The following is a 26,256-nucleotide window of genomic DNA, read 5'->3' on the forward strand; positions in this document are numbered from 1 at the left end:
ATGTACTACCTGGGCTTATTGATTGAATACCTGAAGAATTATATGAAAACACGGTTAACCTACCGCGCGGATTTCTGGGTGGAGGTCATCTCCGACCTGCTGTTCCAGGCGACGAACTTTATCTTCATCCTGGTCATCTTCATGCATACTGACAGCCTGGGCGGCTGGAATCAGAACGAAGTGGTGTTCGTCTACGGCTTCTTCATGGTTCCGTTCGGCGTGTTCAGCTGCTTCGTCAATATGTGGGGCTTCAGTGAGCGGTATATTGTCAAAGGCGAAATGGACCGCATCCTGACCCGTCCGGCACATAACCTGTTCCAGATCTTCCTGGAGAATGTGGACCCGCCATCCCTGTTCGGCTCCTTCATCGGGCTGATTGTCATGGCGATCAGCGGCAGCAATCTGGGCCTGCCGTTTGAATGGTGGACCCTGCCGATGCTGATTCTTCTGACGCTCAGCGCTGTAGCCATTTATACAGGGATCTATACGACACTGACCTCGTTGTCGTTCTATTCGGATGCGCCTACAGGCATTCTGCCGCTGATGTATAACATCCAGACGTACGGACGTTATCCGGTAACGATCTACAACCGGGCGATTCAGGTGCTGCTTACCTGGATTATCCCGTTTGCTTTTGTCGGGATCTATCCGGCAGCCTTGTTCCTGCACCGCGATGAGATGCGGACGATGGCCCTGCTGACCCCGCTGGTCGGCGTGGTCTTCCTCAGCATCGGCCTGATGGCCTGGAGCTTCGGCGTCAAGCGGTACAAGGGTGCCGGTTCTTAAGAGAATGGAATGAAATAGATATACAGTGAGGGTTGTCCCGCAGCTTCTGAATTGGCTGCCGGGGCAGCCCTCTTTGTCAATAAAATAACAGCAATCGCTATCCGCAGGATGTTCGCTTTCAAGTGAAACGTACTATCCAGATGCTCGGAAAATGCTACTTATCTAAATGCTGAAAGCGCATAATAAGAGAAGAGAGGTACAGCATTCTAATAGGGAAAGAAGGATGGGACAGAATGGATAAATACATAGTCGGCATTGACCTGGGCGGAACCAATATCAAGGCAGGCCTTTTTGATAAGCATTTCACAGCCCTGGAGGAGTTGTCGATACCCACAGAAGCGCAGAAGGGTCCGGCACATGTGCTGGAGCGGATCAGGCTTGCTGTTACACAGCTAAGTGCAGGAAGCGGAATTTACGAGTCGCAGATTGCCTGTATGGGAATGGGAATCCCTGGTCTGCTCGACCCGGAGGAGGGCCTGTCGGTCTTCTCACCGAATTTTCCCGGCTGGGAGCAGGTCCATGTGGTCAACGAAATGAAGCCTTACTACGACTTCGAGGTCTACATAGATAACGATGTGCGGGTTAATCTCTACGGAGAATGGCACCATGGTGCCGGACAAGGGCATAAGCATCTGATACTGCTCACACTCGGGACCGGTCTCGGCTCCGGGATGGTTCATGACGGCAAGGTGCTGTATGGGACAACCTTCAGCGCAGGTGAAATCGGGCATATGAATATGTACCGGCAGGGACGTCCCTGCCGCTGCGGAAGCTCTGGATGCCTGGGGAGGTATGTATCTGCGGTGGGGATGGTGAATACCTTCAAGGAGAAGCTGGAGGCAGGTAGGGTCAGCCTGATTCAGACCTGGACCAAGCAGACCCAGAAGCAGATTACGGCGCAGATGATCTCAGAGGCTTATGATCTTGGAGACCCCTTGGCCATTGAGGTTATGCATGAGACGGGGGAGCTGCTGGGATACGGGCTGGCGAATGTGATTAATCTGCTGAACCCGGAGCTGGTTATTATCGGGGGCGGCATGGCCGCAGCAGGAGACCGTCTCCTGAACAGTGTCCGCGATACTGTAAATGCCCATGCGCTGAAGCTGTCCGCAAGCCGGTGCCGGATTGTTCAGGCTGAACTGGGCAGCCGTGCAGGTACGCTGGGTGCGGCTGTATATGCTTATCAGAAACAGAAGCATGTACAACTAGACCATTCTAATTGAGCGGAAATTCGCGTGCTACTGGCCGCACCTGCCTGATGCAAAACTATTGATTTTCAATAATTCACCATATGTCCATATAAAAGCTTGAAATCGACATTAATCGTCAAATTAACCCAATGAATACAGGAACTTGAAGGCGGTATACTGGGTACAGTGGCATATTTACTGGTATATATATCCTGCATCTCTTGAGGAAGCAACATGGATATTCCGGTTCATCATGACTGCGAACCATACTCACGGGCAGATTGAATGGACCGTCATGCAGCTTGCTGAAGGTATTCATGCGTTCGTTAAGGAGCCGTTAATGTTATGAATCTCGTAATTGGAGGCAATGGCGGTCTGGGCCATTCCATCACACAGAATTACTGTCACGGGGCAGACTGGTGAAGGCTACCTACCACCGTTCCAGCCAGGCTTTACACAGGCTGAGAGGCCCGCTGTTGACCCTGGCGGCAGTAGATGTAAGGAATGAGAAGGTGCTTGCTGAAGCGCTGAATGGGGTAACAACCGTCTATTTCTGCCTTAATGTACCGTATCAGGATTGGTACTCTGTCATGCCAGAGGCGCTGGAGCGGGTAACCCGTCAGCTTAAGTCCGGCCAGACCCTGGTATTTCCGGGCAATATCTACGGTTACGGCAAGCTCCAATATCTTCCGGCGGATGAACGCCATCCGAAGGAGGCACGAACCCGCAAGGGGAAGCTGCGGAATCAACTGGAGGAGCTGCTGAAGACGGAGGCTGAACGGCGGGGATTCCGTTACGTGATTCCGCGATATCCGAATTACTACGGTCCCAATGTCACGAACCGCTTATTCGGACCGATCTTTAGCGGAGCCCTCCAGGCAAAGACGATTAAGTGGCCGGTGAAGCTGGACGTTCCGCATGATCTGGTCTATATCCGGGATGCGGCCAGAGCAGCTGTATTGCTGGCGGAGAGCGGTGAGCAGGGGGAGTGGCATGTGTCCGGCTCCGGAGCTATTGAGGGGCGGCAATTTCTGATGAATATCCACCATGCGGCTGGCAGTCCGGGAAAGTGCTGTGCGGTGCCGAGCTGGGCAGTCGGATTAGCCGGTGTGTTCAATAAGGAAATAAGCGAATTCCATGAGCTTCTATACGAATTCGAGTATCCGCTTCTGCTGAATGATAATAAATTCATGATGCGGTTCCCCGAATACAATCCGACATCGTATAAGAGGGCCATTAGGGAAACCATAGAATGGTTCCGTGAAGAGCTGGGTTAGCGGATGAAGCCAAGGGAAATGAGCAGCAGTGCTTTTTCATGACAAGCTTGCAGAATTGTACGCCGTCCCGGGTAGCATGATATGCTATAGGCAGTAATACACGGGAGGTAATATGATGACACGTGACATACAACATATGCCTTATGGCTATGACCCGCCAGCCAGTGAGCGTAAGGGAACGCTGATCTTCTATGATTCGTTCGAGCATATATCGGATATGGAGCTGCTTAAGGCGGCGGAGACGGCAGTGGAGCGCAAGTTCACGAAGCTGGTGCTCTACCCGCTGCATGAAGAAACCGTCCGGCGGATGACGAAGGAGCCGGTGAAGGCCTGGTATAAGCGGGATGACCGGCTGCATGCGTGGAAAAAAGAGCAGGGACAGTCCTTCATCACCGTAGAGAGCCTCGAAGGTAAGCGTAAGAAGTATACCCCGCTGGATTCGGCACTGCGTCATATCAGCGACATTTACCCCGCGCCTTATTTTCTCTATCTGACTCCAGATATGGCGAATCTGTTCGCCTCCTTCTCCTCCTTCGAGGAGTGGATCGTCAAGCTGCGTCTGCTGCTCTCCGAAGCGCCGGCTGAGGTCCATCCGCGCCTCGAGAAGTTCCGTCACCGCTGGGATGTGGCAGGCAGGGAACGCTGAACGGGCTACACCTTAGTCCGTCTCATTCCGGCAGGCGCTTCCCAAGGCCTGATTCTTAATATGGATGGGGGCGCAGGCCAGCCAAGCCTTGACAGTAGTGTTCTACTGCTGCAAGGACTGGCTGGCCTGTTCTGTACAAGGGGTAGAGGTATGCAGCAGGAAGGAAATCCCGGATTATTTGTGAAGCCCGGCCTGCTTGCGTCTGTAAGTGTACATTCTCCACTGATAATGAATGAAGCAGCCGATGCAGAAGCCGAGAATGGCAACCGTTGCTGCGATTCCGACCATCATGGTGAAGATATATCCGGTGATCGTCCATCCGGCCAGAAAGCTGACCAGTCCGCCCGCCAGACAGAAGACGGCAATCTTCTGGTTGAATTGCTGCTGCTCCGGGTCTTCAAGCACATAGGCGGAGCGCGGTTTCGTCAGCAGCGGACTGCAGAGCCTGATGACAGGATTATATCCGAAGATTAGACCTGATAATCCGGCAGCAAGCGGGAAGGCGAGAATCCAGTGGAGACCTGTGAGCAAGGCCAGTAATACAGATATGACAATGAAGGCCTGATTGAGCTTCACTAGCGGGCGGGGAATTCCCTGCATTGCAGGCTTTTGACTCATTGTAATCACACCTTTCACATTGGAATAATTAATTTTAATTCGATTATAGCGGCAGAACGGATGCGTGGCAATCCTTAAGTCTTATGAACCAACAGTGAAAATTAAAATTTAATATTATTATCCATTGACAGGAGGAGTTTTTTTGTGGTTTTATTATGTAGACCAATTGTTATAATGGTTGGATCGTCAAGATAAGGAAGTGTAGAGCTTGTCGAACAAGCCTAATGCACGCGAAGCCATTGTGGATACGGCTTCCAGGTTGTTTTTTACACAGGGGTACCATGCTACCGGACTGAATCAGATCATTAAAGACAGCGAATCGCCCAAGGGTTCCTTGTATTATTATTTTCCCCACGGCAAAGAGGAGCTGGCCCTGACCTGCATTAACCGGACTAGTGAAGAGGTAGCCCGTTTATTGCGCCATTATATGGAGAGTGAAGCGGTGCCGGCTCAGGCTGTGCAGAATTTCATCATGTCTATGGCAAATGAGGCGGAGAAATCCTCTTTTGAAGGACTGGTTCCGTTCAGCTTCTGGGTAGCCGTGGAGACCTCCTGTGTCAGCCATGAGCTGCGCACTGCTTGCCAGTGTGTCTTCAGGGATTGGCAGGATATTATTGCGAAGCGTCTGATCCGGGAGGGGGTACAGGAGGAAACGGCAGAGTGCAAAGCTTCGGTGGTGGTCTCCTTGTTCGAGGGGGCGCTGCTGCAGGCGTTGACCTGCAGAAATATTCAACCGCTGGAAGCAGCAGCAGAGTGCATTCCGGCAATACTGGCTTAACCGTAATACGCAAGACCCTAGAGAGATATACACAGATACCAGGAGGATACGAGAGTGAATGCAACTATGACTGACAAGGGTTCAAGTAAGCCCCGGCAATTCAAGACTTTACCCATTCTGATCTCCCTGCTGATTGCCGGCTTCATCGGCATGTTCAGTGAGACCGCCCTAAATGTAGCTTTAAGTGATCTTATGAATGTCCTGCAAATTACACCATCGACGGCGCAGTGGCTGACTACCGCCTATCTGCTGACGCTGGGCATTCTGGTTCCGATCTCAGGGATGCTGCTGCAGTGGTTCACCACAAGACAGTTGTTCGTCGCTGCCTTATGCTTCTCTATTCTGGGCACGTTCCTTGCGGCGATTTCGCCGAATTTCGAGTTTCTGCTCACTGCGAGAGTGGTGCAGGCGATGGGAACCGCGCTGCTTCTGCCGCTGATGTTCAATACGATTCTAATCATCATTCCCGCTGAGAAAAGAGGGGCGGCGATGGGACTTATCGGCTTGGTAATCATGGTAGCTCCGGCGATTGGACCTACGATTGCCGGTCTGCTGATTGAGAGCCTGAGCTGGCACTGGATCTTCTGGCTGTCCCTGCCGTTCCTGGTAATGGCTCTAATTAGCGGAATTCTCTTCATGCAGAACGTCACGGAAGTGACGAAGCCTAAGATTGATGTCCTGTCCATTATTCTGTCCTCCTTCGGCTTCGGCGGTATTGTCTACGGCTTCAGCAGTGCCGGTGAAGCGGAAGGCTGGGGAAGTCCTAAGGTTATTATCGCCATCGTGATCGGTGCGATTGCCCTTATTCTGTTCTGTATCCGCCAGTTGACGATGAAGCAGCCTATGATTGATCTGCGCGCCTTCAAGTTCCCGATGTTCGTGGTTGGGGTACTGATGGTCTTCATCTGTATGATGGTTATTCTCTCCTCGATGCTGATTCTTCCTATGTATCTGCAGCAGGGACAAGGGTATTCAGCCTTCAAGGCAGGATTACTGCTGCTGCCGGGTGGAATCATCAACGGGCTGATGTCGCCGGTCATGGGACGTCTGTTCGACAAATACGGTCCGAAATGGCTGGTTATCCCAGGGCTGGCGCTCGTCGCCGTCTCCTTGTGGTTCTTCTCGGGAATTACAGCTACTTCGACCGTTGTCTTCGTGATCGTGCTTCACAGTGTGCTGATGATCGGAATCTCCATGATTATGATGCCTGCACAGACGAATGGTATCAATCAGCTTCCGCTGGAATACTATCCGCATGGTACAGCCATTATGAATACACTTCAGCAGGTAGCGGGTGCGATTGGTACAGCGCTGGCGGTAAGCATCATGACCTCCGGCTCCAAAAGCTACATGCAGACCGTCACTAACCCGGCTGATCCGCTGAACATCGGCGCTGCCTTCACTCATGGAGTGCAGAATGCCTTCATCTTCGGGATGGTCATGGCTATTATAGGTCTGGTGATTGCGTTCTTCCTTAAGCGTGTCATCGTATCGCACAAGACTCAGGCTTCTATGCATTAATTATCATGGAATTGAATAAGAACCTCTCCTTGCTAAAATGGGCAACCATTTGGCGGGAGAGGTTTTTTTGTGCGTGTTAATGTATGGAGGCGGATGCCGGAAAGGCTGGACTTCATTTGGTTAATACTGTATATTAAGCATAGATTAACGATGTATAGGCAAAACAAACAGGAGGAAATGCCGATGAAGGTCAGCAAAGAAATGCTGAAGGGGAGCACGGGGACGATGATCCTCACTCTGCTGCTGGACAGGCCGCTGTATGGGTATGAGCTGATTAAGGAGCTGGAGCAGCGCTCGCAGGGAGTTTTTGCCTTGAAGGAGGGTACGCTCTACCCGATTCTTCATGCGATGGAGAGTGAACGCTGGGTGGAAGCGTATTGGATGGAGGTAGACGGACGCAGACGCAAGTATTACCGGCTACTGGATGAGGGCAAGCACAAGCTGCAGGAGAAGAAAGCGGAATGGGCGCTGTTCAAGGGTGCCATGGATACCGTTCTGGGGGAGGGCAGCGGCTGATGGAACCAAATCAGAAGGTGTTAAACCGCTATTTGAATAAGGTGTGCGCCGAAGTAAAGGCTAAAGGAATGCACGATGAGATCCGGGAGGAGCTGAGCGGACATTTCGCCGACCTGATGACGGAGAGGCAGCAGCAGGGGGCATCCGAAGAAGAGGCGCAGCAGTATGCAATTGCACAATTGGGTGATCCGCAGGCCATCGGCCGGGATCTGCACCAGATTCACAAGCCCAGGATTCCTTGGTCGCTGCTGGCGGGTGTTATTCTGTTGTCGGCGGTAAGTCTGCTGGGGATGGCAGCTGTGGAAGCGGGGTTTGGGGATTATTACAAGTTTCCTGATGCCCTTATGCTGCGGCAGGGTATGTTCATTGTTCTTGGGATCGCGGTAATGGCTATCATGTATTTTATCAATTTCAAGCAATTGCAGCGGGCTTCGGGGTGGATCTATGGCGGAGCGCTGCTGTTGATTGCCGTCGGTATGTGGTTTAATCCGAATATGATAAACGGCACGAGGCGTTATGCTTTCATTCTGGGCTTCCCGTTCGATCTCATTGGATATAGTCCTTATCTCTTTATAGTCGGACTGGCAGGGCTCTTGAAAAGACCCGGGGTGCAGAATGCTTCAGGCAGCCGGATTAGAAACTGGAAGGAGGTAGGCTTGCTGCTGCTGCCTGCGGCCATCTATCTTGTCATACCTTCTTTTGCCGAACTGGTTGTATATCTGGCGGTTGCTTTACCATTATATGTGTGGATTACCCGGAGATGGGGCAGAGCGGTGGTTGTTGCCGCAAGCTGTGTATCTGGCCTTGCCCTCTATGTTTGGAGTGAAACGTATTTGCGCGACCGGTTCAACAGATACTTATTTATCAATGATGCGGAGAATGGCGTAGGTTTTCTTAACCGGATGATTCACAGCACCCTGACCTCCGCAGGCTGGGGAGGACAAGGTATTGTCGAGTTAGCAGAAGATAAGCGTTTGCCCTATCCGTATACAGATTTTTTCCCTGTGTACCTGGTTCAGAGCTTCGGCTGGGCCGGCGGCCTGCTGCTGCTTGTGCTGGTCTGCTGGTTTGTGCTCAGAATGTTATCCTCTGCACGCACCGTAAGCGATACCTATGGACGGGCACTGATTCTGGCACTGGCTCTGATGCTCTCCATCCGTCTAATCTATGGCCTGACTATTCTCACCGGCAGAATGCCGCTGATCTCCATACCGTTCCCGTTTTTGAGCTACGGCCAGCATGTGTTCATTGAATTCGCGGCTCTCGGGCTGCTGATGGGGGTCTACAGGCGCAAAGATATGCTCCCAGCGGGGCAAGCTCCATCTTCGCTATAGACGCTCCCTGGGGCTGCACCGTATACTGGAAGGGTAAATATGGGATGAGGCAGGTGAGGAGTAAACATTGTGAATAAGCTGCGATATAGAGGCACAAGACTGGGATTACTGTTAGGCGCAATAATTGTAAGCGGGGCTGTGTTTCTGGGCGCCATGACAACGGCAACAGCAGCACCCGTGACTCCTGAGACACCGTTTACACCAAGCACAGTTGTGAAGAAAAACAATCTCCCCGGCGGTTTTGTCTATCTGGATGAGGTTATTCCCTCGGCGCAATATGAGATCCGTTACTATAGTGAGAATAATTTTACCGGCACCAGGGTGGATGGATATAAGGCCCCGCTCGCGATCTTCTCAAAGAACGCCGCTGCTGCGCTAAAGAAGGTTAGCGAAGATCTGGAACAGAAAGGCTATATCCTGAGAGTCTATGACGCTTACCGTCCGCAGCAAGCCGTTAATCACTTCGTGCGCTGGTCACAAGACGCCGGTGATCTGAAGATGAAGGCGCAGTATTATCCGAAGCTGGACAAGCGGAATCTGTTCAAGCTGGGCTTCATCGCCAAGAAATCCGGGCATTCCCGGGGTAGCACGATCGACCTGACGCTGGCTCAGAAGAGTACAGGCAAGCTGGTGGATATGGGCAGTTCTTATGATTTTTTCGGCGAAATCTCTTACTATAATACGAATCTCATCAGCAGTACCCAACATGCGAACCGGAAGCTGCTGAAGGATGCGATGGTGAAGCAGGGCTTCAAGCCGTACGCCAAGGAATGGTGGCATTTCACACTGATCAAGGAGCCTTACCCGAAGCAATATTTCAACTTCAAAGTGGAGTAGAGCTGTTCCAAAGCAGTATAGAACGGTTAATGGATTATGCAAGGTTAATCTCTGAAGCATGCGTGCATAATATTCGAATATAGGAAAGGTGGGATCGATTTGTTCAAAAGAATCGTAGCCGTATTCCTTAGTGTAATGTTATTTGCAGCAGGAGCAGGTGTATTGACCAGTAATAACGTTAGTGCCGCCGGAAGCTTGAGGATTATCGTGAACAGTCAGGAATTGCAGACGGGTGAGACATCGGCCTATACCAACGGACCGGACGTCATGCTCCCGCTGCGGGAGACGGTAGAGGCCCTCAAATATAAGGTCACCTTCAGCGGAGCTACCGGGACGTTCCTGCTGGAACGGTTCCAGGAGAGTGTTCAGTTCAGATTATCCGGTAAGGAGCTTGTGCTGGACGGCAAGAACAAAGTACCGTTTACAGGCGGCTTTGAGTTAAAACAAAAAAAAGCGTACGCGCCGCTGTCTTTTTTTGCAGCGATCGGGTTGGTTACTTCTTATAATCCGGAAACCGCTCAGGTTGAAGTATACACACGGGAGGTAATGGCAAGTGCCGTAGCAGGTCTGCTGGCAGCTGGTAACTATCCGGCACTGAAGGAGCGGTATTACGCCAAGGACGCAGAACCCGCTGCTCTTCCGGTTCTCCAGCAGAGCTGGGAAGGGATTAACATGCTGGCGGGCAGTTACCGCGGAGTGAAATCGACCACCAGCACACAGCAGGATGGAGTAATCACGATTGTGAGTGTATTGTCCTTCACCAAAGCGGAGGCCGTACTGACTCTGGAACTGGGCGCTTCAGGCAAGCTCACCAAGCTAACTCTAACGCCGGTCCAGGCAGCCAGTGAAGTATTGGCCGGCCCGGCCCCATCCTAGATTCTCATAAGACATAACTCTGCTCCCAAGGGAGAATTCCACGGCTTAAGTATAGCTGCAGGAATTCTCCCTTTAACTTTCTGTTGACAGAACGCCGGAAAGAGAGTAATTTTAAATTCGAATTAAACAATGTTTAAATCGTTGATTAGATCAATGATTAAGATTCTGTGACAGAGGAGGGCGACAAGCTGCATTATGGTTAAATTGGGCAACAAAGCTGATTCTTCAGATAAAGATACGAAGCAACTTATCCTCGATGCCACGGTTGCGCTGATCCGTGAGGACGGATTCCAATGCATTACCCTGCGCAGTATCGCGGCAAGAGCTGAGACCAATCTGGCCCTGGTGAACTACCACTATGGCTCCAAGGAGAAGCTGTTCGGCGATGCTGTGAAGCAGCTCGTGGCGACCTTTGACGATGCTTTTAAGGCACTGGAGGACACTTCGTTGCCGCCGAAGGAGCGCATGAAGCTGTTTTTTACCCGTTACATTATGAATCTTAGCCGTTATCCCGGGATGGCCCGGCAGATGCTGGATCAGAGACACCATATTATGGGCTCCCACGATGAATATGCGAAATATTCCAAGCTGATGAGAATTGAACGGATTCTTGATGCACTTGCCGAGATTACCGGAGAGCAGGACCGTGACAAGCTGATGACGATGACGATGCAGATCTACGGGGCCATCGTATTTCCGGTGATTATGGTGAGCAGTCTCCCCAAGGAGCGTGAGGATCTTCAGCAGATCTTCAAGCTGGCCCCGCTGGAGGAGCAGATTGACGGGTTGTTTGAGCTGTATTTTCACAAGTATAACTAATCATGAATAGAGAAAAGAGTGGACAAGAGAATGTCAAAACCTATGAATCCAAGTAACACCGCCGCCGCAGAGGCGCCGTTCTCGCTGAGAGCTATAATTCCATCATTGCTGGCGATTATTGTCGGCATGATCATGGTTATTCTGGACAGCACCGCAGTCAATGTGGCCGTTCCGAATCTGGTGCAGTATTTCGATACGGACCTGAAGACTGTTCAATGGGCGATTACCGGCTACACGCTTGCGCTCGCTGCTGTAATTCCGCTGGCAGGCTATATGACCGACCGGTTCGGGTCCAAGCAGGTATTCCTAACGACCATTGCCATGTTCGTGCTTGGCTCTGTGTTATGCTCGGTAGCTCAGACTTCGGGGCAGCTTGTCTTGTTCCGCGTCATTCAAGGTCTTGGCGGCGGCATGGTCGCTCCGATCGGGATGGCGATGGTCTTCAGACTCGCTCCGGCAGAACGCAGAGGCTCGATCATGGGGATGCTCGGTATTCCAATGCTGCTGGCTCCGGCCCTTGGCCCGATCCTCGCAGGTTATCTGGTGGAGTATGTGAGCTGGCACTGGATTTTCCTGATTAACCTGCCTATCGGTATTGTAGGTATTATTCTTGGCCTTAAGTATTTGCCGGTGACCGAGAAAAAGGGAAGAGCCCACCTCGATATCCTCGGAATCATTCTGGCTCCGCTCGCGTTCTCGATGCTGGCTTATGGCGTCAATCAGGGCGGCGGAGAGAGCTGGACTTCAACCGGGGCTATCCTAGGCTTGTCGGTTGGGGGAGCCGCGTTGATCGTCTTTGTCATTGTTGAACTGCTGCAAAAGCATCCGCTGCTGGAGCTGCGCGTCTTCCGTTCCTCGGACTTTACGCGCGGGATTATTCTGTCCTGGGTCACACAGGCGGCATTGTTCGGCTCCATGCTGTTCGTTCCGCTGTACCTCCAGCAGATCCGCAATTACACACCGCTGGAGACCGGGCTGATCCTGCTTCCGCAGGCGCTGGCTTCCGGAGTAGGGATGCCGCTGGGCGGCCGATTGTTCGACCGGATCGGAGCGCGTCCGCTAGTGTTCGTAGGTCTCAGTATTATATCGACGGCACTGTTCCTGCTCTCAGGAGTTACAGTAGACACCAGCCTTCCTGTTATTATACTGTCTCTGGTCATGATGGGCCTGGGAATGGGTCTGTCGATGATGCCGGTCAACACCCATGTTCTGAACTCTGCGCCGCGTGAATGGGTGAACCGGGTTACCCCGCTTACCGCCGCTGCCCAGCAGGTTGTGGTATCGTTCGCTGTTGCCGGCATGACCGGGTACCTGACCAGCCAGATTGCGGTGCATATGGGTAAAATGACGGCCGGAAGCAATCCGCTTGCCGCTGCCGTACAGGGCTTCGGGGATGTCTTCTTCCTCTCGGGCTGCATCGCCGTGGCCGGAGTGGTCCTCAGTCTGATTCTGCGCCGTCCGAAGACAGCAGGCGCTGCACCTTCTCCTGAAGAACAGCAGACAGATGCCGCTATGATGATGGGGCATTAATCGGTCACAGCTGTTATAGGCGACACATGTTATAGACTAACAAAGAACGTCCCTGACTGCCGGTTGGCAGGGGGACGTTTTTTTGTGCTTTTTGAACGCTCAGGTGGGGATAAGAGATATAGAGGGGCCATGGGTGCGAGCCGGATGTATGTGGAAAACTGAATACAATGTGCGGGTGAGGGGGTGCATGGGAGGATGCTGGACCAGCTCAAGGCTGAAGGTAGAAGAATGAAGAGCACTAGTGCCCCTGAATTCGCGGGATGTGGGCGAAAGGAGCAAATGAAGAGCACTAGTGCCCCTGAATTTGCGGGATGTGGGCGAAAGGAGCAAATGAAGAGCACTAGTGCCCCTGAATTTGCGGGATGTGGGCAAAAGGAGCAAATGAAGAGCACTAGTGCCCCTGAATTCGCGGGATGTGGGCGAAAGGAGCAAATGAAGAGCACTAGTGCCCCTGAATTCGTAGGATGCCCCAAAAGTGGACGGATGTCTAAGATGTTTGTTCCATTTCCACTCAATCTAGCAGAAGAAGAGCTACAGATGCGCCCGCCGCTTCTTCAGCATCCTTGCCGGAGGAACCATATGCAGCTTGCCCAGCAGCTCAGAGGCCAGAATGCCCAGCAGCACAAGGGCGGCACCGGTGTAGCCCTGGAGCGAAAGCTGTTCGTGTACGAACAAGTAGCCGAAGAAGGCAGCGAATACCGGCTCAAGGGCGAAGATCAGACCAGTGCGGGTCGGTGTAGTATACTTCTGGGCCACCGGCTGCAGGATGAACCCGCAGGCGCTGCACAAGATCCCCAGAGCCAGAATCGCGATCCAGCCCGGGAGGGTGGACGGTAGCGAAGGCGTCTCGAAGATAGCAGATAGAATCAGGGCATAGCCCCCGGCGAAGCCGAGCTGCAGAATGCCGATATTCAGTGAGTCGCAGGTCTTAACCGCCCGGCTCGTCACGAGAATCTGCACCGCATAGAATACTGCTGACAGAATGCAGAGGAGATCACCAGGCTGGATTTGCAGCGAGCCGTTAAGCGTAAGCAACCCGATGCCGCTGATGGCGAGCACAGTGCCGAAGATTTGCGGGGGCGCGACTTTTTTTCTAAACACCAGAACCTCAAGCATAGGAACAAAGACAACGGTCAACGCAACCAGGAATCCGGCATTAGAGGTCGTGGTCGTCTTCAGCCCGAAGGTGATGCAGGTGAATACGCCAAGCAGCAGGAAGCCGAGCAAGGCTCCGTATTTCAAGGTTCTGGCATCCACACTGCGCAGCCGTTTGCGGAACAGTAGTCCCGCCAGGATGAATGCAAGCCCGAAGCGCAATGAAATCAGATTGAATTCTCCCAGTGTACCCAGTCCCAGCTTCATGAACAGGTAGGAGGAGCCCCAGAACAGTGTTACTACAATGAGCATTAGCTCGGCCTTAAGCGGCTTCATTCAGTCATCATCCTTCTTTATTTCAAGTGAGTATAGTATAATACGCTCGAATACATAAGGTAACTGAATGTTTATCATAGGATACATGAGAAATTGTCATGCTAAATGAGGGGGCTGGACATGAGTCTGATTAAGTACGAGGTGTTCTTGAAAGTGGTGGAGCTGGGCAGTCTTACGAAGGCAGCGGAGGCGCTGGGCTTTACCCAATCCGGCATCAGCCATACGATCAGCAGTCTGGAGCAGGAGTTCGGGTTCCCGCTGCTCGTGCGCAGCCGATCGGGCGTGAAGCTGACGGTGAACGGGGAGCAGGTGCTTCAGCCGATCCGGGAGATTCTGAATTGGAATGAGCAGCTTAAGCAGCAGGTAACGGATATTCACGGCCTGGAGACGGGGACGATCACGATCGGCACCTTCACCAGTGTCTCTGTGCATTGGCTGCCGGATATCATCAAGCAGTTCCGTGAGGAATATCCGTACATTGAGTTCAAGCTGATGGAGGGTGGTTATCTGGAGATTGAGCAGTGGATCGAGGCTGGGGTGGTTGATTGCGGCTTCCTCTCATTGCCGACAAGGGAGCGGTTCGAGGTCATTCCGCTGAAGCAGGACCGGATGCTGGCGATCCTCCCGCTCGGCCATCCGCTGAGTAAGGCCCCTTATATGCCGCTGGCCCAGATCGCCTACGAGGACTTCATCATTCCGAAGCCCGGCTCGGATTATGATGTGCAGCGGGTGCTGGAGAAGGCCGGGATTAAGCCGAACATCAAGTTCTCGGCCGGGGACGATTACGCCATTATTGCCATGGTGGAAAAAGGCCTGGGCATCAGCATCCTTCCAGAGCTGGTCACCCGGTTCCAGTATGAGCGTGTAGCCATGCTTGAGCTGGAGGAGCGGAGCTTCCGTTCCCTGGGCATCGCAGTCAACTCGATGAAATATGCTTCACCTGCCACGCGGCGATTCTTACAGCATGTGCAGCACTGGTCTTCCAGCCAAGGAGCCATTTAACTTGCTGAAAAAGCGAAAAAAAGGCATGTTTTCAAAATAGAAAACATGCCTTTTTGCCAATACGTATCCGCGTATCATTCGCTTAATTTGCGCCCTTCATGGTCGAGAAACAACAGCTCGTAGTATTTTTTGGGACGCCCCTTACTGTTGTCCCTCTTTTCAAATACCGTTTGTACTTGTTTACTTTCCTCAATTTTGTTAAGAATTCGGTTTGCACCTTTAACGGTCATGGACAGGCACTGTGCAACATCCTCAGAGGATAGCTTATTGGTTCGCATGATTTCTGCATAAGATATGATTTTTTGCAAATTGATGTTGTTGATTCCGATGGTTTTGGCTAACGCAAGGATTTCCGGGTCCCCCTGCTCGGAGAACTGGATGACATTCATGCTCCGCATGGGGCCGGCAACCTTCTGATTCTCGTCTATAAAAAAGCTGCTGCTGCCCGTATAGGCTTCCGCCTGTCTGTGAGCCTTGGTGGCGTTGACGTTCGCTTGAAAATATTCATGCCCCGAGCCCCAGCCGATCTTTACCTTGCCCTGTATACGCTCCTCCAGATACTCCAGCAGGGAACAGTTATGAGCGTTAGAGGTGATCCTCATGAAATGGCCGAAGGTGGTGTACAGTCTGACATAGCCTTCTGAGATTTGGGCCGTGTCTGCCATATTCACGCTACGCAGAAAATGGCCGACAAGGACTTTCAGCTCATGAAGCTCCTCTTCGGAGAAGTGCTGCTCATTTTGGACCGATAAGCACGCAACCACTGCCCTCTGGTTCTTAAGCTTGAGAATGGTAATCTCGTTGATGATCTCGCTGATGGTTTCTTTAACGCTCTCCAAAGTGGGCCGAATTAAGATATATTTGACGCCGTGCTTTTGGAGTTCCGGAACAAAGTGGCCGAAGGCCGTGATGGACAGATCTATTTTCTTGTCTTCCCATAGCGTGATATGGTTCTCCAGCATGGTCTCCACCCGCTCCAGCAGATTTCCGCTGTTCACGGGCTTTCCTTCATGAGTCAGGTATTGCTGGAATTCGCTGAAAGACTCGATGATATACGCATAATCCACATAGATCCGGGAGATATCAAGTCCAGGCTCTGTAACCAGCAACCGGAAAAGCTCCCTGTACAGCAAGTTCTCATCATCATGCAAAATGTGAACAGGTACCTTGTCATCCAGGTATTCCTTGTCAATGGCCTCGTAAAGCATCCTCCCGCTGATCACAAATCCATCCACCGAATCCAGGTTTTTGAGATAGATGTCCGTTGTTTCCCGGAAATTGCTGATGGTAAGGAAGCGGAACTGGCATAGGGGCCGCATTTCTTCTTCAATGGCGCGGAAATAATCCATATGGGACTCTGGCGTGATAATACCCAGCTTGATTGTCATAATAGATTCCTTTCATGAACAGTTCAATCAAAAGAGTTATATCACAATAAATGTGATATTACAATGTTCCGGCAGCCTCTGAAATAATGTTCTTAAAATGTCTTAATATCTCTTGACAGGGTATAAAAATGCCAGTACGATAAAAGTGTTCTTAAAAAGTCTTAAAATGAAAAGGAGGGAATGCCCGCACTGTTCTTACGTTCATTCAATTTATGCTTTGGGAGATGTTCATTGTGAGTGAAGAAGCTGAAGACTTAATGAGTATGGCTCATCAGCTGCAGGACAAAATGGTCATGTACAGACATCATCTTCATACGGTTCCTGAGCTTGATCTAAGTTTGCCCAAGACAACGGCCTACGTGAAAGAGGCGCTGGAATCGATGGGGCTTAAGCCCACTCTCGTCGGGGAATCTGGGCTAACAGTTACCATTGGCGGACAGCATGAAGGGAAGGTGGTTCTGATCCGAGCGGATATGGACGGGCTGCCGATTCAAGAAGAAACGGATTTGTCTTACGCATCGTTGAGCGGAAACATGCATGCTTGCGGTCATGACATGCACACTTCCATGCTGCTGGGAGCGGCGGAGATTCTGAAGGCGAGCGAACAGCAGCTTCGCGGGACAGTTAAGCTGATGTTCCAGCCGGGTGAAGAGACGCTGCACGGGGCACAGATGATGCTGGAAAATGGGATTCTCGACAATCCCAAGGTGGATGCAGCCATGATGCTTCACGTGTTGACCGGAATGCCGCTGCCTCTGGGACAATTTGTAGTACCTGAGGAAGGTGGAGCGATTTCAGCTTCGTCGGATTGGTTCGAAATCATCATCCGGGGGAGGGGCTCACATGGCGCTATGCCCGAGGCCGCAGTGGACCCTTTGAATGTGGCTGCTCATCTTCATCTGGCACTGCAGGGTATCCTTAGCCGGGAAATCTCGCCGATTGATAATGCAGTCCTTACCATTGGCGTGATGGAAGGCGGAACTACGAACAACGTGATTCCCGATACGGCCAGATTGAAGGGCAGTGTACGCACCTTTAACGCCGCATTGCGGGATAAAGTGGAAGCCCGTATCCGCGCAATTACCGCAGGGATCGGAGAAACTTTTCAGGCCAAGGTGGAAGTGATCTATACGCGGGGTTGTCCTGAGGTGAAGACGGATGGCGGACTTAATAGGCAAATGAAAGCTTCAATTGCAAATACCTTTGGCGACGGCTCCTATATCGGTATCACTGAGCTGGTACCCGGCGGGAAATTAATGGGCTCGGAAGACTTCGCCTTTGTCTCACAGGCGGTGCCAAGTACCACGGTGTTTCTTAACGCAGGCAATACCGAAGAAGGTTATAGTTACCCTGTACACCATCCTAAGACGATGTTCTCGGATGAGGTGCTTCATAGAGGGGCTGCGGCTTATGCAGCTTTTGCCAGAGACTGGCTTGAACGAAACAGTTAAGCTCTAAACCAAACTTAGGAGGAATTACAATGACAGAGAGACGTATGATTGGACCCACCAAATTCGAAGAGTACTCGGAGAAATACAAGGAATTCCTGTTAATGACCCGCCGTGACGGAATCCTTGAAGTGCGTCTTCACACGGGTGGAGATTCGTACACGCACAATTGGGAAGCTCATACCGCCTGGTCTCATGCCTGGTCAGATATTGGCCGTGACCCTGAGAACGAAGTCATGATTATTACGGGAACCGGGGATAAATGGCTGATTGGCGACCCTGAGGTCTGGAATACGAAATTCATGGACTGGCCGAAGCAAAAGAAGCTCGAACAGTATCATGAATCGCTGAGACTGCTTGAAAATCTGATCTTCTGCATTGACATTCCGACCATCGGGGCGGTAAACGGTCCGGGAACGCACTGTGAGCTCGCAACGCTCTGCGATATTACCATTTGTACGGAAGACGCGGACTTTTTCGATCCGCATTATCTGGGAGGCACGCCTCCGGGAGATGGAATGCTGCTCACACTGCAGAGCATGATCGGGTTCAAGAAAGCAGCCTACTACGCCTACACCGGCAAGAATATCAATGGTCAGACCGCACTAGATCTGGGTATCGTTAGTGAAGTCCTGCCCCGTGAAAAGCTTCTTCCGCGCGCATGGGAGCTGGCGGAGATGATCATGCAGGCACCGCGTTCAACAAGACATCTGTCTCACTCCATTATCTCCCGGCCATGGAAGCAGGCTCTGGTCGCCGATCAGGGATTCCAGCTTGCCCACCAGATGTACGATATGGCCATTGATGAAGAAGGAGCGCTGGAGCGGCTGAAGAAAATGCAGGGACGCCTGATGGGCAACGATGTTCAATAGAAAGATGACGGGACCTACCCGGCTCGAAGAGTACTCGGAGAAGTATAAGGACTTATTCCTCATGACCCGCCGCGGCGGCATCCTCGAAGTGCGTATGCACACTAACGGGGGACCGTTACAATTCGACTGGCCGGTCCAAGCCGCATATGGTCATGTATGGTCAGATATTGGCCGTGATCCTGAGAATGAGGTCATGATTCTAACAGGGACAGGAGAGCTGTGGCAGACCGGCACTCCTGAAGTCTGGAATACGAAATTCATGGATTGGCCGAATCGCCGGAAGCTGGAAATGTACCATGAATCACTCCGGATGATTGAAAATATGGTTCATTGCCTGGATATCCCCACGATTGGGGCGATCAATGGCACAGGCGCACACTGGCAATTGGGAACGCTCTGTGATATTACCATCTGTACGGAAGACACGGCCGTTTTCGATGCCCATTATCTGGGTGGTGTTCCGCCCGGAGATGGAATCGTCCTGGCACTTCAAAGGATACTTGGAACCAAGAAAGCGGCATACTATGCATACACGGGGATGAACATTACTGCAGAGGAGGCACTAGACCTCGGTCTGGTCAGTGAGGTATTGCCTCGTGAACAGCTTCTTCCACGGGCATGGGAGCTGGCAGAGCTGATCATGCAGGCCCCCCGCTCTACAAGGCATCTTACGCATTCGATTGTGGCGCACCCGTGGAAACAAGCTTTGGCAGAGAATCAAGGTCTTCAGCTTACTCACCAATTGGTTGACATGGCGATTGATGAAGAGGGGATTCATGAACGGCTGATGAAGCTTAAGGAACGTTTTCAGAGGAATGACAACTGAGAAGGGATAAGGGTGCTATGAGATCGTTGACTGAGCTATTTAAGATTGGCAGCGGACCGTCCAGCTCCCATACCATGGGACCGGAGAAAGCGGCCGGAATCTTCAAAGCAGAAAATGAAGACGCAGACCAGTTCAAGGCACGGATCTATGGTTCCCTTGCCAAAACAGGTAAAGGCCATATGACGGACAAGGCTATTATTCGGGCACTCTATCCCGTCCGGACGGAGGTTCAATTTGTTCCGCAGCCTGACTTTGATTTGCTTCATCCCAATACAATGGACTTGTTCGCTTACAAAGACGGTCAGCAAACAGCCTCCATGCGTGTTGCCAGTATCGGCGGCGGGGAGATCGTGATTGATGGGCGGGAGGAGACGCGGGGACCTGATGTCTACCCGGAGAACAGCTTTGCCGAGATCAGTGCCTATTGTAAAGCGAATCATATCCGCTTAAGCGATTACGTCGAGCAGCGTGAAGGCCTACAGATCTGGGAGTTCCTCCAAGGCATCTGGGAAGCGATGAAGCGGTCGATCGACGAAGGACTGTCTGTCACAGGTATTCTGGAGGGCGGCCTGAATGTCGAGCGCAAGGCGAAATATCTGTATCATCAGGGGACTGTGGATGAGAGCCCGGAGACGCGGGAGAACCGGATCGTCAGCGCGTACGCTTTTGCCGTCAATGAACAGAATGCGGCTGCCGGTACAGTCGTAACGGCTCCAACCTGCGGGGCCTGCGGTGTTGTACCCGCCTCGCTCCGTTATATGCAGGAGAAGCTGCAGGTCCCGGACGAACAGATTCTCCGGGCGCTGGCCGTCGGCGGGCTCATTGGCAATCTGGTCAAGCATAACGCCTCGATCAGCGGCGCTCAGTGCGGCTGCCAGGCGGAGGTGGGCACGGCTTGCTCTATGGCAGCGGCTGCACTGGCTGAACTGTCCGGGATGGAGATCGACCAGATTGAGTATGCGGCGGAGGTGGCCATGGAGCACCACCTGGGGTTAACGTGCGATCCGATTAACGGACTGGTTCAGATCCCTTGCATTGAGCGGAATGCGGTCGGTGCGATGCGGGCAATCCATGCGCTGAGTCTGGCCAAATTCTTGTCGGGTACCCGTAAAATATCCTTTGATCTGGTTGTTCAGACCATGTATCAGACAGGCTTAGATATGAACAGCAGGTACCGTGAAACTTCGGAAGGCGGGCTTGCTAAGTTCTACAACATGGGCAGTTAACTGAAAATGATATCGCTATATACGAGGAACGTCCCTTGCTGCCGGTTGGCAATAGGGGCGTTTTTTTACTGTATAGGAAACTATAGTTTCCTGCTGCTGTGAAAAAGGTGAGTGTAGATTTGTGGACAAGACTTCTTGGAATGATTCGTAGAGAGGCTTTAATGCAAAATGCGACTGAAGGCTGGATGTATGTGAAAAACAACATACATTCGGTGCGACCCCCTTATCCCGGAGTCCTCCGTATAAAATCAGCACTTGTCGTAGATATGCTCTTTATTTCGCTTTTTCTCTCGGCCAGAAGAAGCGGGAGCGGTCTTCTAGGGTCAAGACCCATTCCGCAAAGGTAGCTGGCGGCATGTTCCGAAGGCTTGTATGCATTCTGCGATTGTTGTAGAAGTCCATGTACCGGTCCACGGCTTCATAGGCCTCTTCGAACGTCTCGAAGGCCTCTTTGCGGAACAAATCCCGATCGATATTACTGTGGAACGATTCAATAAAAGCATTTAAATCCGGCGTTCGAGGCGGAATGCGTTCATGGGTCATTTCCCAGCTTTCACACATGTCGCCAAACAGATGGCTGACGAACTGTGGACCATTGTCGGTGCGGATCACCGGGCGTGCGCTGTCAGGGGCGCAGTGTTGCTCCATGGCGCGTCCCAGCGTCTGGCAGGCGTGCTTGGCTTCACACGACGATCCGCGGTGGTAGCCGACGATGACACGGGTAAAGACATCGATAATACTCAGGACAAAGAAATGCCTGCCCTGGCCCGCCACGTAACCGTACTTAATGTCCATCTGCCAGAGCTGACCCGCCCCTGTAATGACCCGGTTCTCCGGCAGCTTCCGAGGATGCTTAAAACGCTTGTGACGCTGCGGCTGTAGGATATCCAGCGCCTGACACAGCCGGTAGCTTTTCTTGTGATTGAGCCTCAGCCCGTGCTGGTTCCACAAGCACTTGGCCAGCAGTTTGTACCCGTACACGTGCTCCTCTCCAGCGATTAATTCCAGCAGCCATTCCTGGATTTCCTCGTCGCTAATCTTCTCTCCAGACTCGGTCAGGGAATAGCCGGGTACGGGTCTTCCGCGCCCCTGGGGTACGGCCTGTACATCCTGCTTCTTGCGTTTCTTACGGTCGTAATACGTAGACTCTGCTAGCCCCACGAGACGTAGTACCAACGCTGCGGTATTCCCCTGCTTAATGAACATGTCGGCTACCTCGATTTTTTCGGATAAGCAGGGGTTGGCTTTTTTAGCAGTTCACGCAGAATCTCGATCTCTAACTCCTTTTCGCCGAGGATCTTGACGGCCTTCTCGTATTTCTGCTCCACGTCCAGGAGGCGCTTCAGTTCCTCCACCTGCTCCTGGGGATACGGATGATCTTGTTCCCCATGGGCCTCTCGGTAGTCCCTCACCCACTGATTCACCGTCGATGGGGTCACCCCATACTTGCGGGCAACCACCGCTGCCTTAATGCCAGACAACACCTCTTGCGCTGCCTTCTCTCTTGTTCCTGTTAAGTGTCCCATACCGTTCATCCTCCTCCTATATCTAGTCTACATTTTTGTGGGGGAGGACTCCAACTTCTTTAGGGGGCTGTGGAGCATTGTATTCGCAAGCAGTCACACGGCCTGAATGTATGTGAAAAACAGCATACATTGTGCTCGTATGCAGACATATGGACCAAATGTATGTGAAAAACAGTATACATTGTGTTCGCAAGCAGACGTATGGTCCAAACGTATGTGAAAAACAATATACATTGTGTTTGCGCCAGGTTTATCTTATTCACCCGTTAGGGTGATTTTGTTCCTTTGCGGGAGATCTGTAGGGCGGACCCCACTGTATGACAAGAAGGGATTTGACTTAAGCGCGGCCTGAATGAGAAAATGTATGCGTGTACATCGAGTAGTCTAATCAGTGAGGAGGCACCAAATGAAACAGCTACGCATTGGAATGATAGGTTATAAATTCATGGGCAAGGCCCACAGCAACGCTTACCGCAGTCTGCCGATGTTCTTCCCCAAGGCAGTTAAGCCGCAAATGTCGGTCATTTGCGGACGTAATGAGGAAGCGGTTACAGAGGCGGCAGCACAGCTTGGCTGGTCAGACAGTGTGACTGACTGGAAGGAGCTGATCGCACGCAGCGATATTGATCTGGTCGATATTAATGCGCCAAGCAATGCCCATAAAGAGATTGCCCTGGCGGCTGCGGCCGCAGGCAAGCATATCTTCTGCGAGAAGCCGCTGGCGCTGAATCTGGAGGATTCCCGCGAGATGCTGGAGGCTGCTGAAAAGGCTGGAATTGCGCATATGATTGGCTTCAACTACCGTTTCTCCCCGGCGGTGCGGCTGGCGAAGCGTCTGATCGAGAGCGGCCGGCTGGGCACAATCTATCACTTCCGCGCGTGGTTCCTGCAGGACTGGATTCTAGATCCGGAATTCCCGCTGGTCTGGCGGCTGCAAAAGGAAATTGCCGGCTCGGGGTCACATGGTGATCTGGGGGCGCATCTGATTGACCTGGCCCACTTCCTCGTAGGAGATGTGGAGGAGGTTATCGGCATGAGCGAGACCTTCGTCAAGGAGCGGCCGCTGGCAACGGAGATGACCGGGCTTAGTGCCAAGGCAGGCAAGGATGCGCCGCGCGGTCCGGTAACCGTGGACGATGCGACGCTGTTCCTGGCCCGCTTCGCGAATGGTGCGCTGGGCAGCTTCGAGGCGACACGCTTCGCCGCTGGACACCGCTCGACCAATTCCTTCGAGATCAACGGCAGCCTGGGCAGTGTGAAGTTTGATTTTGAACGGATGAACGAGCTGGAGGTCTATCTGACCTCGGATGACGAGGATGTGCAGGGCTTCCGCCGGGTGCTTGCCACCGATCCGTCCCATGACTATGCGGAGGCCTGGTGGCCGCCGGGCCACACCATCGGATTCGAGCATACCTTCATCCATGAGATGCTGGAGCTGTCGAATGCCATTGAGGAAGGCCGTCAGCCGGAGCCGAACTTCAATGATGGCGTGAAATGCCAGGCGGTGCTTGAAGCGGTCGAGCGTTCGATTGAACAGCGGCGCTGGGTGCAGGTATCAGAGATGTAAGGGAAGACAGGGAAACACCGCCGGCGCTTGATGGCCTGCGGTGTTTTTTTGAATGTCAGGGAGGCGATGGGGCGTTAGCCAAATGTGTGTGAAAAACCGACCACAATTGGACTGTGAGTGGCGTGCGGGTCAAATGTAGTCGAAAAACCGATCACAATTGGACTGTGAGTGGTGTGCGGTCCAAATGTAGTCGGAAAACCGACCACAATTGGACCGAGAGCGGTGTGCGGGCCAAATGTAGTCGGAAAACCGGCCACAATTGGACTGTGAGTGGCGTGCGCGCCACGTAAGCCTGATGGTTGGCCGGAGCACCCACTTGGATTTACTCTTGTTTCCGTGCCTGGGAAGGGGTTAGACCCTTGTACTGCTTGTACAGCTTGGTGAAGTAATTCGGATTGTCGCAGCCGACCCGGCCTGAGATCTCGGTAATCGTCAGATTGGTCTCCAGCAACAGCCGCTGTGCCTCATCCATTCTGCAGAAATTCACATAGTCGATGAACGTCCGCCCGGTGAGCTTCTTGAAGGTTTTGCAGAAATGAAAAGGGTTCAGATTCACGAACCTGGCAGCAGCCTCAATCGACATCTTCTGATCTGCATGGTTCTCCAGGTGTTCCAGCAGCGGCTTGAAGCGCTCCCGGTAGATCGAATGGCGTTCGCTGTGCTCCCGCTCGCTGCGCTGCCGGGCCGGGAAGGCCCGGGACATCAGGGTGAAGAACAGGTGCAGCTGATTCTTCACCACGAGCTGAAAAGCCGGCTGCTTCGCCTCCACTTCGGCAATCACCCGCTCCAGCAAATGATAATACGCGGCGCATTCAGGCTGCTGGGCGGCAGGCATAACCGGGAACTGATTCAGATTATTGAGGTACGGAGCAACAAATTGCTCATGCTGGGAATCCTGGTTCCGGTCCTTGAACAGCGAGGCATGGAATACAATCGAGACATATGACAGGTCACCGCTGCACTGGCTATAGCCGACATGAAGCCCTCCGGACGGCACCATCAGGACATCCCCCGGCCCGGCCTCATAAGGCTTGCTGTCCACATGAAAAATGGCGTGTCCTTCGCGCATAATGATGATCTCGAAATGCTCATGCCAGTGCAGAAACAGGATATTCTGTTCAGGCGACACCTCCCGGCAGGTGTTGAAGAACAGACGGAACGGATACGTTTTCTCTTCCAGCCTTGGATATTCCTTAAGTTCCTTCGGATAGGTCATGCTTGGTTCAACTCCCGCAAGATTCAGCTAGTTTAGCACAAGATAAGTAGAGATTTTGCCCAATATGAGCGATATACTAGGAATGTTGCATTAACTATAAACCAATATTGGAGTGGCATACAAGATGCAGGATACATTAAGAATCGGAACACTGGTTGGAGGCGGGGATGCGCTCAGAGTCATTCCGCAGATTATAGGGCATGGATTCGAATCCTTCAGCTTAACCTTTTGGCAAACTACAGGAACTACTGATTTGGCAGAAACAGCGGCACGGGTGCGTGAACTGGCTGCAGAGCATGATTTCACAATTTCTTCAGTCGGCATATTCGGGAATCCGCTTACAGGAACAGGCGACAATGCGGATACGGTGGCCAGCTGGGAACGGCTGATCGACCATGCCCATTTGTTCGGTACCGATCTGGTCTCCGGCTTCACCGGACGTCTGCCCGGCGTATCTATAGATGAGTCGATTCCGAAGTTCGCTGAGGTGTTCGGTGAGCTGTCGAAGCGGGCGGCGGAGCGCGGAGTCAAGATCGCTTTTGAGAATTGCTCGATGGATGGGAACTGGCAGGCAGGGGACTGGAATATTGCGCATAACCCTACAGCCTGGGAGAAAATGTTCAACGCGGTCAATGCCGATAATCTCGGCCTGGAATGGGAGCCCTGCCACCAGATGGTGCAGCTGATTGACCCGATCCCGCAGCTGCGCAAATGGACGGACAAGATCTTCCATGTCCACGGCAAAGACGCAACTATCGCTTGGGATATTATTAAGGAATACGGAATCCACGGGCCTAAGCCGTATGTATGGCACCGGACGCCGGGCTTCGGGGATACGAACTGGACAGATGTGATCTCGATTCTCCGTCAAGCTGGATACAAGGGCACGATTGATATTGAAGGCTGGCATGACCCTGTCTATCGTGACGATCTGGAGATGACCGGTCAGGTTCATGCACTGAATTATCTCAAAACCTGCCGGGGCGGCAGCTTCATCCCGAACCCGGTGTAACTGGAGGAAAGAGT

The 26,256-nt window shown here is 52.3% G+C and carries 25 protein-coding genes; 19 read left to right on the forward strand and 6 right to left on the reverse strand.

All coding sequences use genetic code 11. The annotated features are described in order from the left end of the window. The 4 genes from NST69_RS13455 (at nucleotide 1) to NST69_RS13470 (ending at nucleotide 3,899) form a co-directional block, all read left to right on the forward strand. Nucleotides 1-786, forward strand: coding sequence for an ABC-2 family transporter protein (locus NST69_RS13455; RefSeq protein WP_340941048.1), 786 nt, complete (start codon nucleotides 1-3; stop codon nucleotides 784-786). Between the two features lie 233 nt (nucleotides 787-1,019). Further along, nucleotides 1,020-2,009, forward strand: coding sequence for an ROK family protein (locus NST69_RS13460; RefSeq protein WP_339256418.1), 990 nt, complete (start codon nucleotides 1,020-1,022; stop codon nucleotides 2,007-2,009). 368 nt (nucleotides 2,010-2,377) lie between these two features. Then, nucleotides 2,378-3,253: an NAD-dependent epimerase/dehydratase family protein gene (locus tag NST69_RS13465; RefSeq protein WP_342550173.1), complete on the forward strand. Its 876-nt coding sequence runs from the start codon at nucleotides 2,378-2,380 to the stop codon at nucleotides 3,251-3,253. 115 nt (nucleotides 3,254-3,368) lie between these two features. Next, entirely contained in the window at nucleotides 3,369-3,899 is a 531-nt protein-coding gene (locus NST69_RS13470) for a hypothetical protein (RefSeq protein WP_339257469.1), read from the forward strand. Nucleotides 3,900-4,073: 174 nt separating this feature from the next. Here the strand turns inward: NST69_RS13470 and NST69_RS13475 are convergent, their stop codons facing one another. After that, a complete protein-coding gene (locus NST69_RS13475; RefSeq protein WP_342549584.1) occupies nucleotides 4,074-4,517 on the reverse strand; it encodes a DUF4395 domain-containing protein in 444 nt (147 codons plus the stop codon). Nucleotides 4,518-4,725: 208 nt separating this feature from the next. On the opposite strand from NST69_RS13475, the gene NST69_RS13480 reads away from it, so the two are divergent. The 8 genes from NST69_RS13480 (at nucleotide 4,726) to NST69_RS13515 (ending at nucleotide 12,728) form a co-directional block, all read left to right on the forward strand. Beyond that, a complete protein-coding gene (locus NST69_RS13480) occupies nucleotides 4,726-5,295 on the forward strand; it encodes a TetR/AcrR family transcriptional regulator (protein WP_036728785.1) in 570 nt (189 codons plus the stop codon). Nucleotides 5,296-5,361: 66 nt separating this feature from the next. Then, nucleotides 5,362-6,816, forward strand: a complete 1,455-nt coding sequence (locus NST69_RS13485) for a DHA2 family efflux MFS transporter permease subunit (RefSeq protein WP_209871028.1) — start codon at nucleotides 5,362-5,364, stop codon at nucleotides 6,814-6,816. A 183-nt stretch (nucleotides 6,817-6,999) separates the two neighbouring features. Beyond that, nucleotides 7,000-7,332, forward strand: a complete 333-nt coding sequence (locus NST69_RS13490) for a PadR family transcriptional regulator (protein ID WP_036694109.1) — start codon at nucleotides 7,000-7,002, stop codon at nucleotides 7,330-7,332. Further along, the gene (locus tag NST69_RS13495) at nucleotides 7,332-8,666 is read left to right on the forward strand and encodes an FtsW/RodA/SpoVE family cell cycle protein (protein ID WP_342549585.1); all 1,335 of its coding nucleotides are present in this window, start codon (nucleotides 7,332-7,334) and stop codon (nucleotides 8,664-8,666) included. Before NST69_RS13490 ends, NST69_RS13495 begins: the two co-directional genes overlap by 1 nt. Nucleotides 8,667-8,735: 69 nt before the next feature. Beyond that, nucleotides 8,736-9,503 (forward strand): M15 family metallopeptidase, encoded by a 768-nt coding sequence (locus tag NST69_RS13500; protein WP_342549586.1) that lies wholly within the window; start codon nucleotides 8,736-8,738, stop codon nucleotides 9,501-9,503. 99 nt (nucleotides 9,504-9,602) lie between these two features. Continuing rightward, nucleotides 9,603-10,379, forward strand: a complete 777-nt coding sequence (locus tag NST69_RS13505; protein ID WP_342549587.1) for a stalk domain-containing protein — start codon at nucleotides 9,603-9,605, stop codon at nucleotides 10,377-10,379. A 195-nt stretch (nucleotides 10,380-10,574) separates the two neighbouring features. Further along, on the forward strand, nucleotides 10,575-11,198 hold the full coding sequence (locus NST69_RS13510; RefSeq protein ID WP_036728776.1) for a TetR/AcrR family transcriptional regulator: 624 nt from the start codon (nucleotides 10,575-10,577) through the stop codon (nucleotides 11,196-11,198). A 42-nt stretch (nucleotides 11,199-11,240) separates the two neighbouring features. Next, nucleotides 11,241-12,728 carry a DHA2 family efflux MFS transporter permease subunit gene (locus NST69_RS13515; protein WP_036728772.1) on the forward strand — a complete coding sequence of 496 codons (1,488 nt, stop codon included), beginning with the start codon at nucleotides 11,241-11,243 and terminating at the stop codon, nucleotides 12,726-12,728. Nucleotides 12,729-13,259: 531 nt separating this feature from the next. On the opposite strand, the gene NST69_RS13520 is transcribed toward NST69_RS13515, so the two are convergent. Continuing rightward, the gene (locus NST69_RS13520; RefSeq protein WP_340953240.1) at nucleotides 13,260-14,159 is read right to left on the reverse strand and encodes a DMT family transporter; all 900 of its coding nucleotides are present in this window, start codon (nucleotides 14,157-14,159) and stop codon (nucleotides 13,260-13,262) included. A 120-nt stretch (nucleotides 14,160-14,279) separates the two neighbouring features. Between NST69_RS13520 and NST69_RS13525 the strand changes: the two genes are divergently transcribed. Further along, complete coding sequence (locus tag NST69_RS13525) at nucleotides 14,280-15,161, forward strand: LysR family transcriptional regulator (protein WP_076077906.1); 882 nt, start codon at nucleotides 14,280-14,282, stop codon at nucleotides 15,159-15,161. A 74-nt stretch (nucleotides 15,162-15,235) separates the two neighbouring features. On the opposite strand, the gene NST69_RS13530 is transcribed toward NST69_RS13525, so the two are convergent. Next, on the reverse strand, nucleotides 15,236-16,549 hold the full coding sequence (locus tag NST69_RS13530; protein WP_340953237.1) for a transcriptional regulator: 1,314 nt from the start codon (nucleotides 16,547-16,549) through the stop codon (nucleotides 15,236-15,238). A 224-nt stretch (nucleotides 16,550-16,773) separates the two neighbouring features. Here NST69_RS13530 and NST69_RS13535 point away from each other — a divergent pair, with 224 nt between their 5' ends. From NST69_RS13535 to NST69_RS13550, 4 genes are read left to right on the forward strand one after another with little or no spacing between them, the layout of a single operon-like run. Then, nucleotides 16,774-18,000, forward strand: a complete 1,227-nt coding sequence (locus tag NST69_RS13535; protein ID WP_340953236.1) for a M20 family metallopeptidase — start codon at nucleotides 16,774-16,776, stop codon at nucleotides 17,998-18,000. A 29-nt stretch (nucleotides 18,001-18,029) separates the two neighbouring features. Next, nucleotides 18,030-18,869, forward strand: coding sequence for an enoyl-CoA hydratase/isomerase family protein (locus NST69_RS13540; protein ID WP_036728762.1), 840 nt, complete (start codon nucleotides 18,030-18,032; stop codon nucleotides 18,867-18,869). Further along, nucleotides 18,859-19,695, forward strand: a complete 837-nt coding sequence (locus NST69_RS13545) for an enoyl-CoA hydratase/isomerase family protein (protein WP_340953233.1) — start codon at nucleotides 18,859-18,861, stop codon at nucleotides 19,693-19,695. The genes NST69_RS13540 and NST69_RS13545 overlap by 11 nt, the downstream gene beginning before the upstream one ends. 17 nt (nucleotides 19,696-19,712) lie before the next feature. After that, a complete protein-coding gene (locus NST69_RS13550) occupies nucleotides 19,713-20,921 on the forward strand; it encodes an L-serine ammonia-lyase, iron-sulfur-dependent, subunit alpha (RefSeq protein ID WP_340953232.1) in 1,209 nt (402 codons plus the stop codon). Nucleotides 20,922-21,194: 273 nt separating this feature from the next. Here NST69_RS13550 and NST69_RS13555 read toward each other — a convergent pair whose 3' ends face one another. Continuing rightward, nucleotides 21,195-22,127, reverse strand: a complete 933-nt coding sequence (locus tag NST69_RS13555) for an IS3 family transposase (protein WP_340957263.1) — start codon at nucleotides 22,125-22,127, stop codon at nucleotides 21,195-21,197. Between the two features lie 5 nt (nucleotides 22,128-22,132). Continuing rightward, nucleotides 22,133-22,447: a helix-turn-helix domain-containing protein gene (locus NST69_RS13560; protein ID WP_339313306.1), complete on the reverse strand. Its 315-nt coding sequence runs from the start codon at nucleotides 22,445-22,447 to the stop codon at nucleotides 22,133-22,135. Between the two features lie 406 nt (nucleotides 22,448-22,853). On the opposite strand from NST69_RS13560, the gene NST69_RS13565 reads away from it, so the two are divergent. After that, nucleotides 22,854-24,014, forward strand: coding sequence for a Gfo/Idh/MocA family oxidoreductase (locus NST69_RS13565; protein WP_342549589.1), 1,161 nt, complete (start codon nucleotides 22,854-22,856; stop codon nucleotides 24,012-24,014). Nucleotides 24,015-24,336: 322 nt separating this feature from the next. Here NST69_RS13565 and NST69_RS13570 read toward each other — a convergent pair whose 3' ends face one another. After that, nucleotides 24,337-25,230, reverse strand: coding sequence for an AraC family transcriptional regulator (locus tag NST69_RS13570; protein ID WP_340953228.1), 894 nt, complete (start codon nucleotides 25,228-25,230; stop codon nucleotides 24,337-24,339). Between the two features lie 124 nt (nucleotides 25,231-25,354). Between NST69_RS13570 and NST69_RS13575 the strand changes: the two genes are divergently transcribed. Continuing rightward, nucleotides 25,355-26,242, forward strand: a complete 888-nt coding sequence (locus NST69_RS13575) for a sugar phosphate isomerase/epimerase (RefSeq protein ID WP_342549590.1) — start codon at nucleotides 25,355-25,357, stop codon at nucleotides 26,240-26,242. Nucleotides 26,243-26,256: the final 14 nt, after the last annotated feature.

Origin of the sequence: Paenibacillus sp. FSL P2-0089, assembly GCF_038595095.1 — a bacterium.
GTDB classification, from domain to species: Bacteria; Bacillota; Bacilli; order Paenibacillales; family Paenibacillaceae; genus Paenibacillus_AQ; species Paenibacillus_AQ silagei.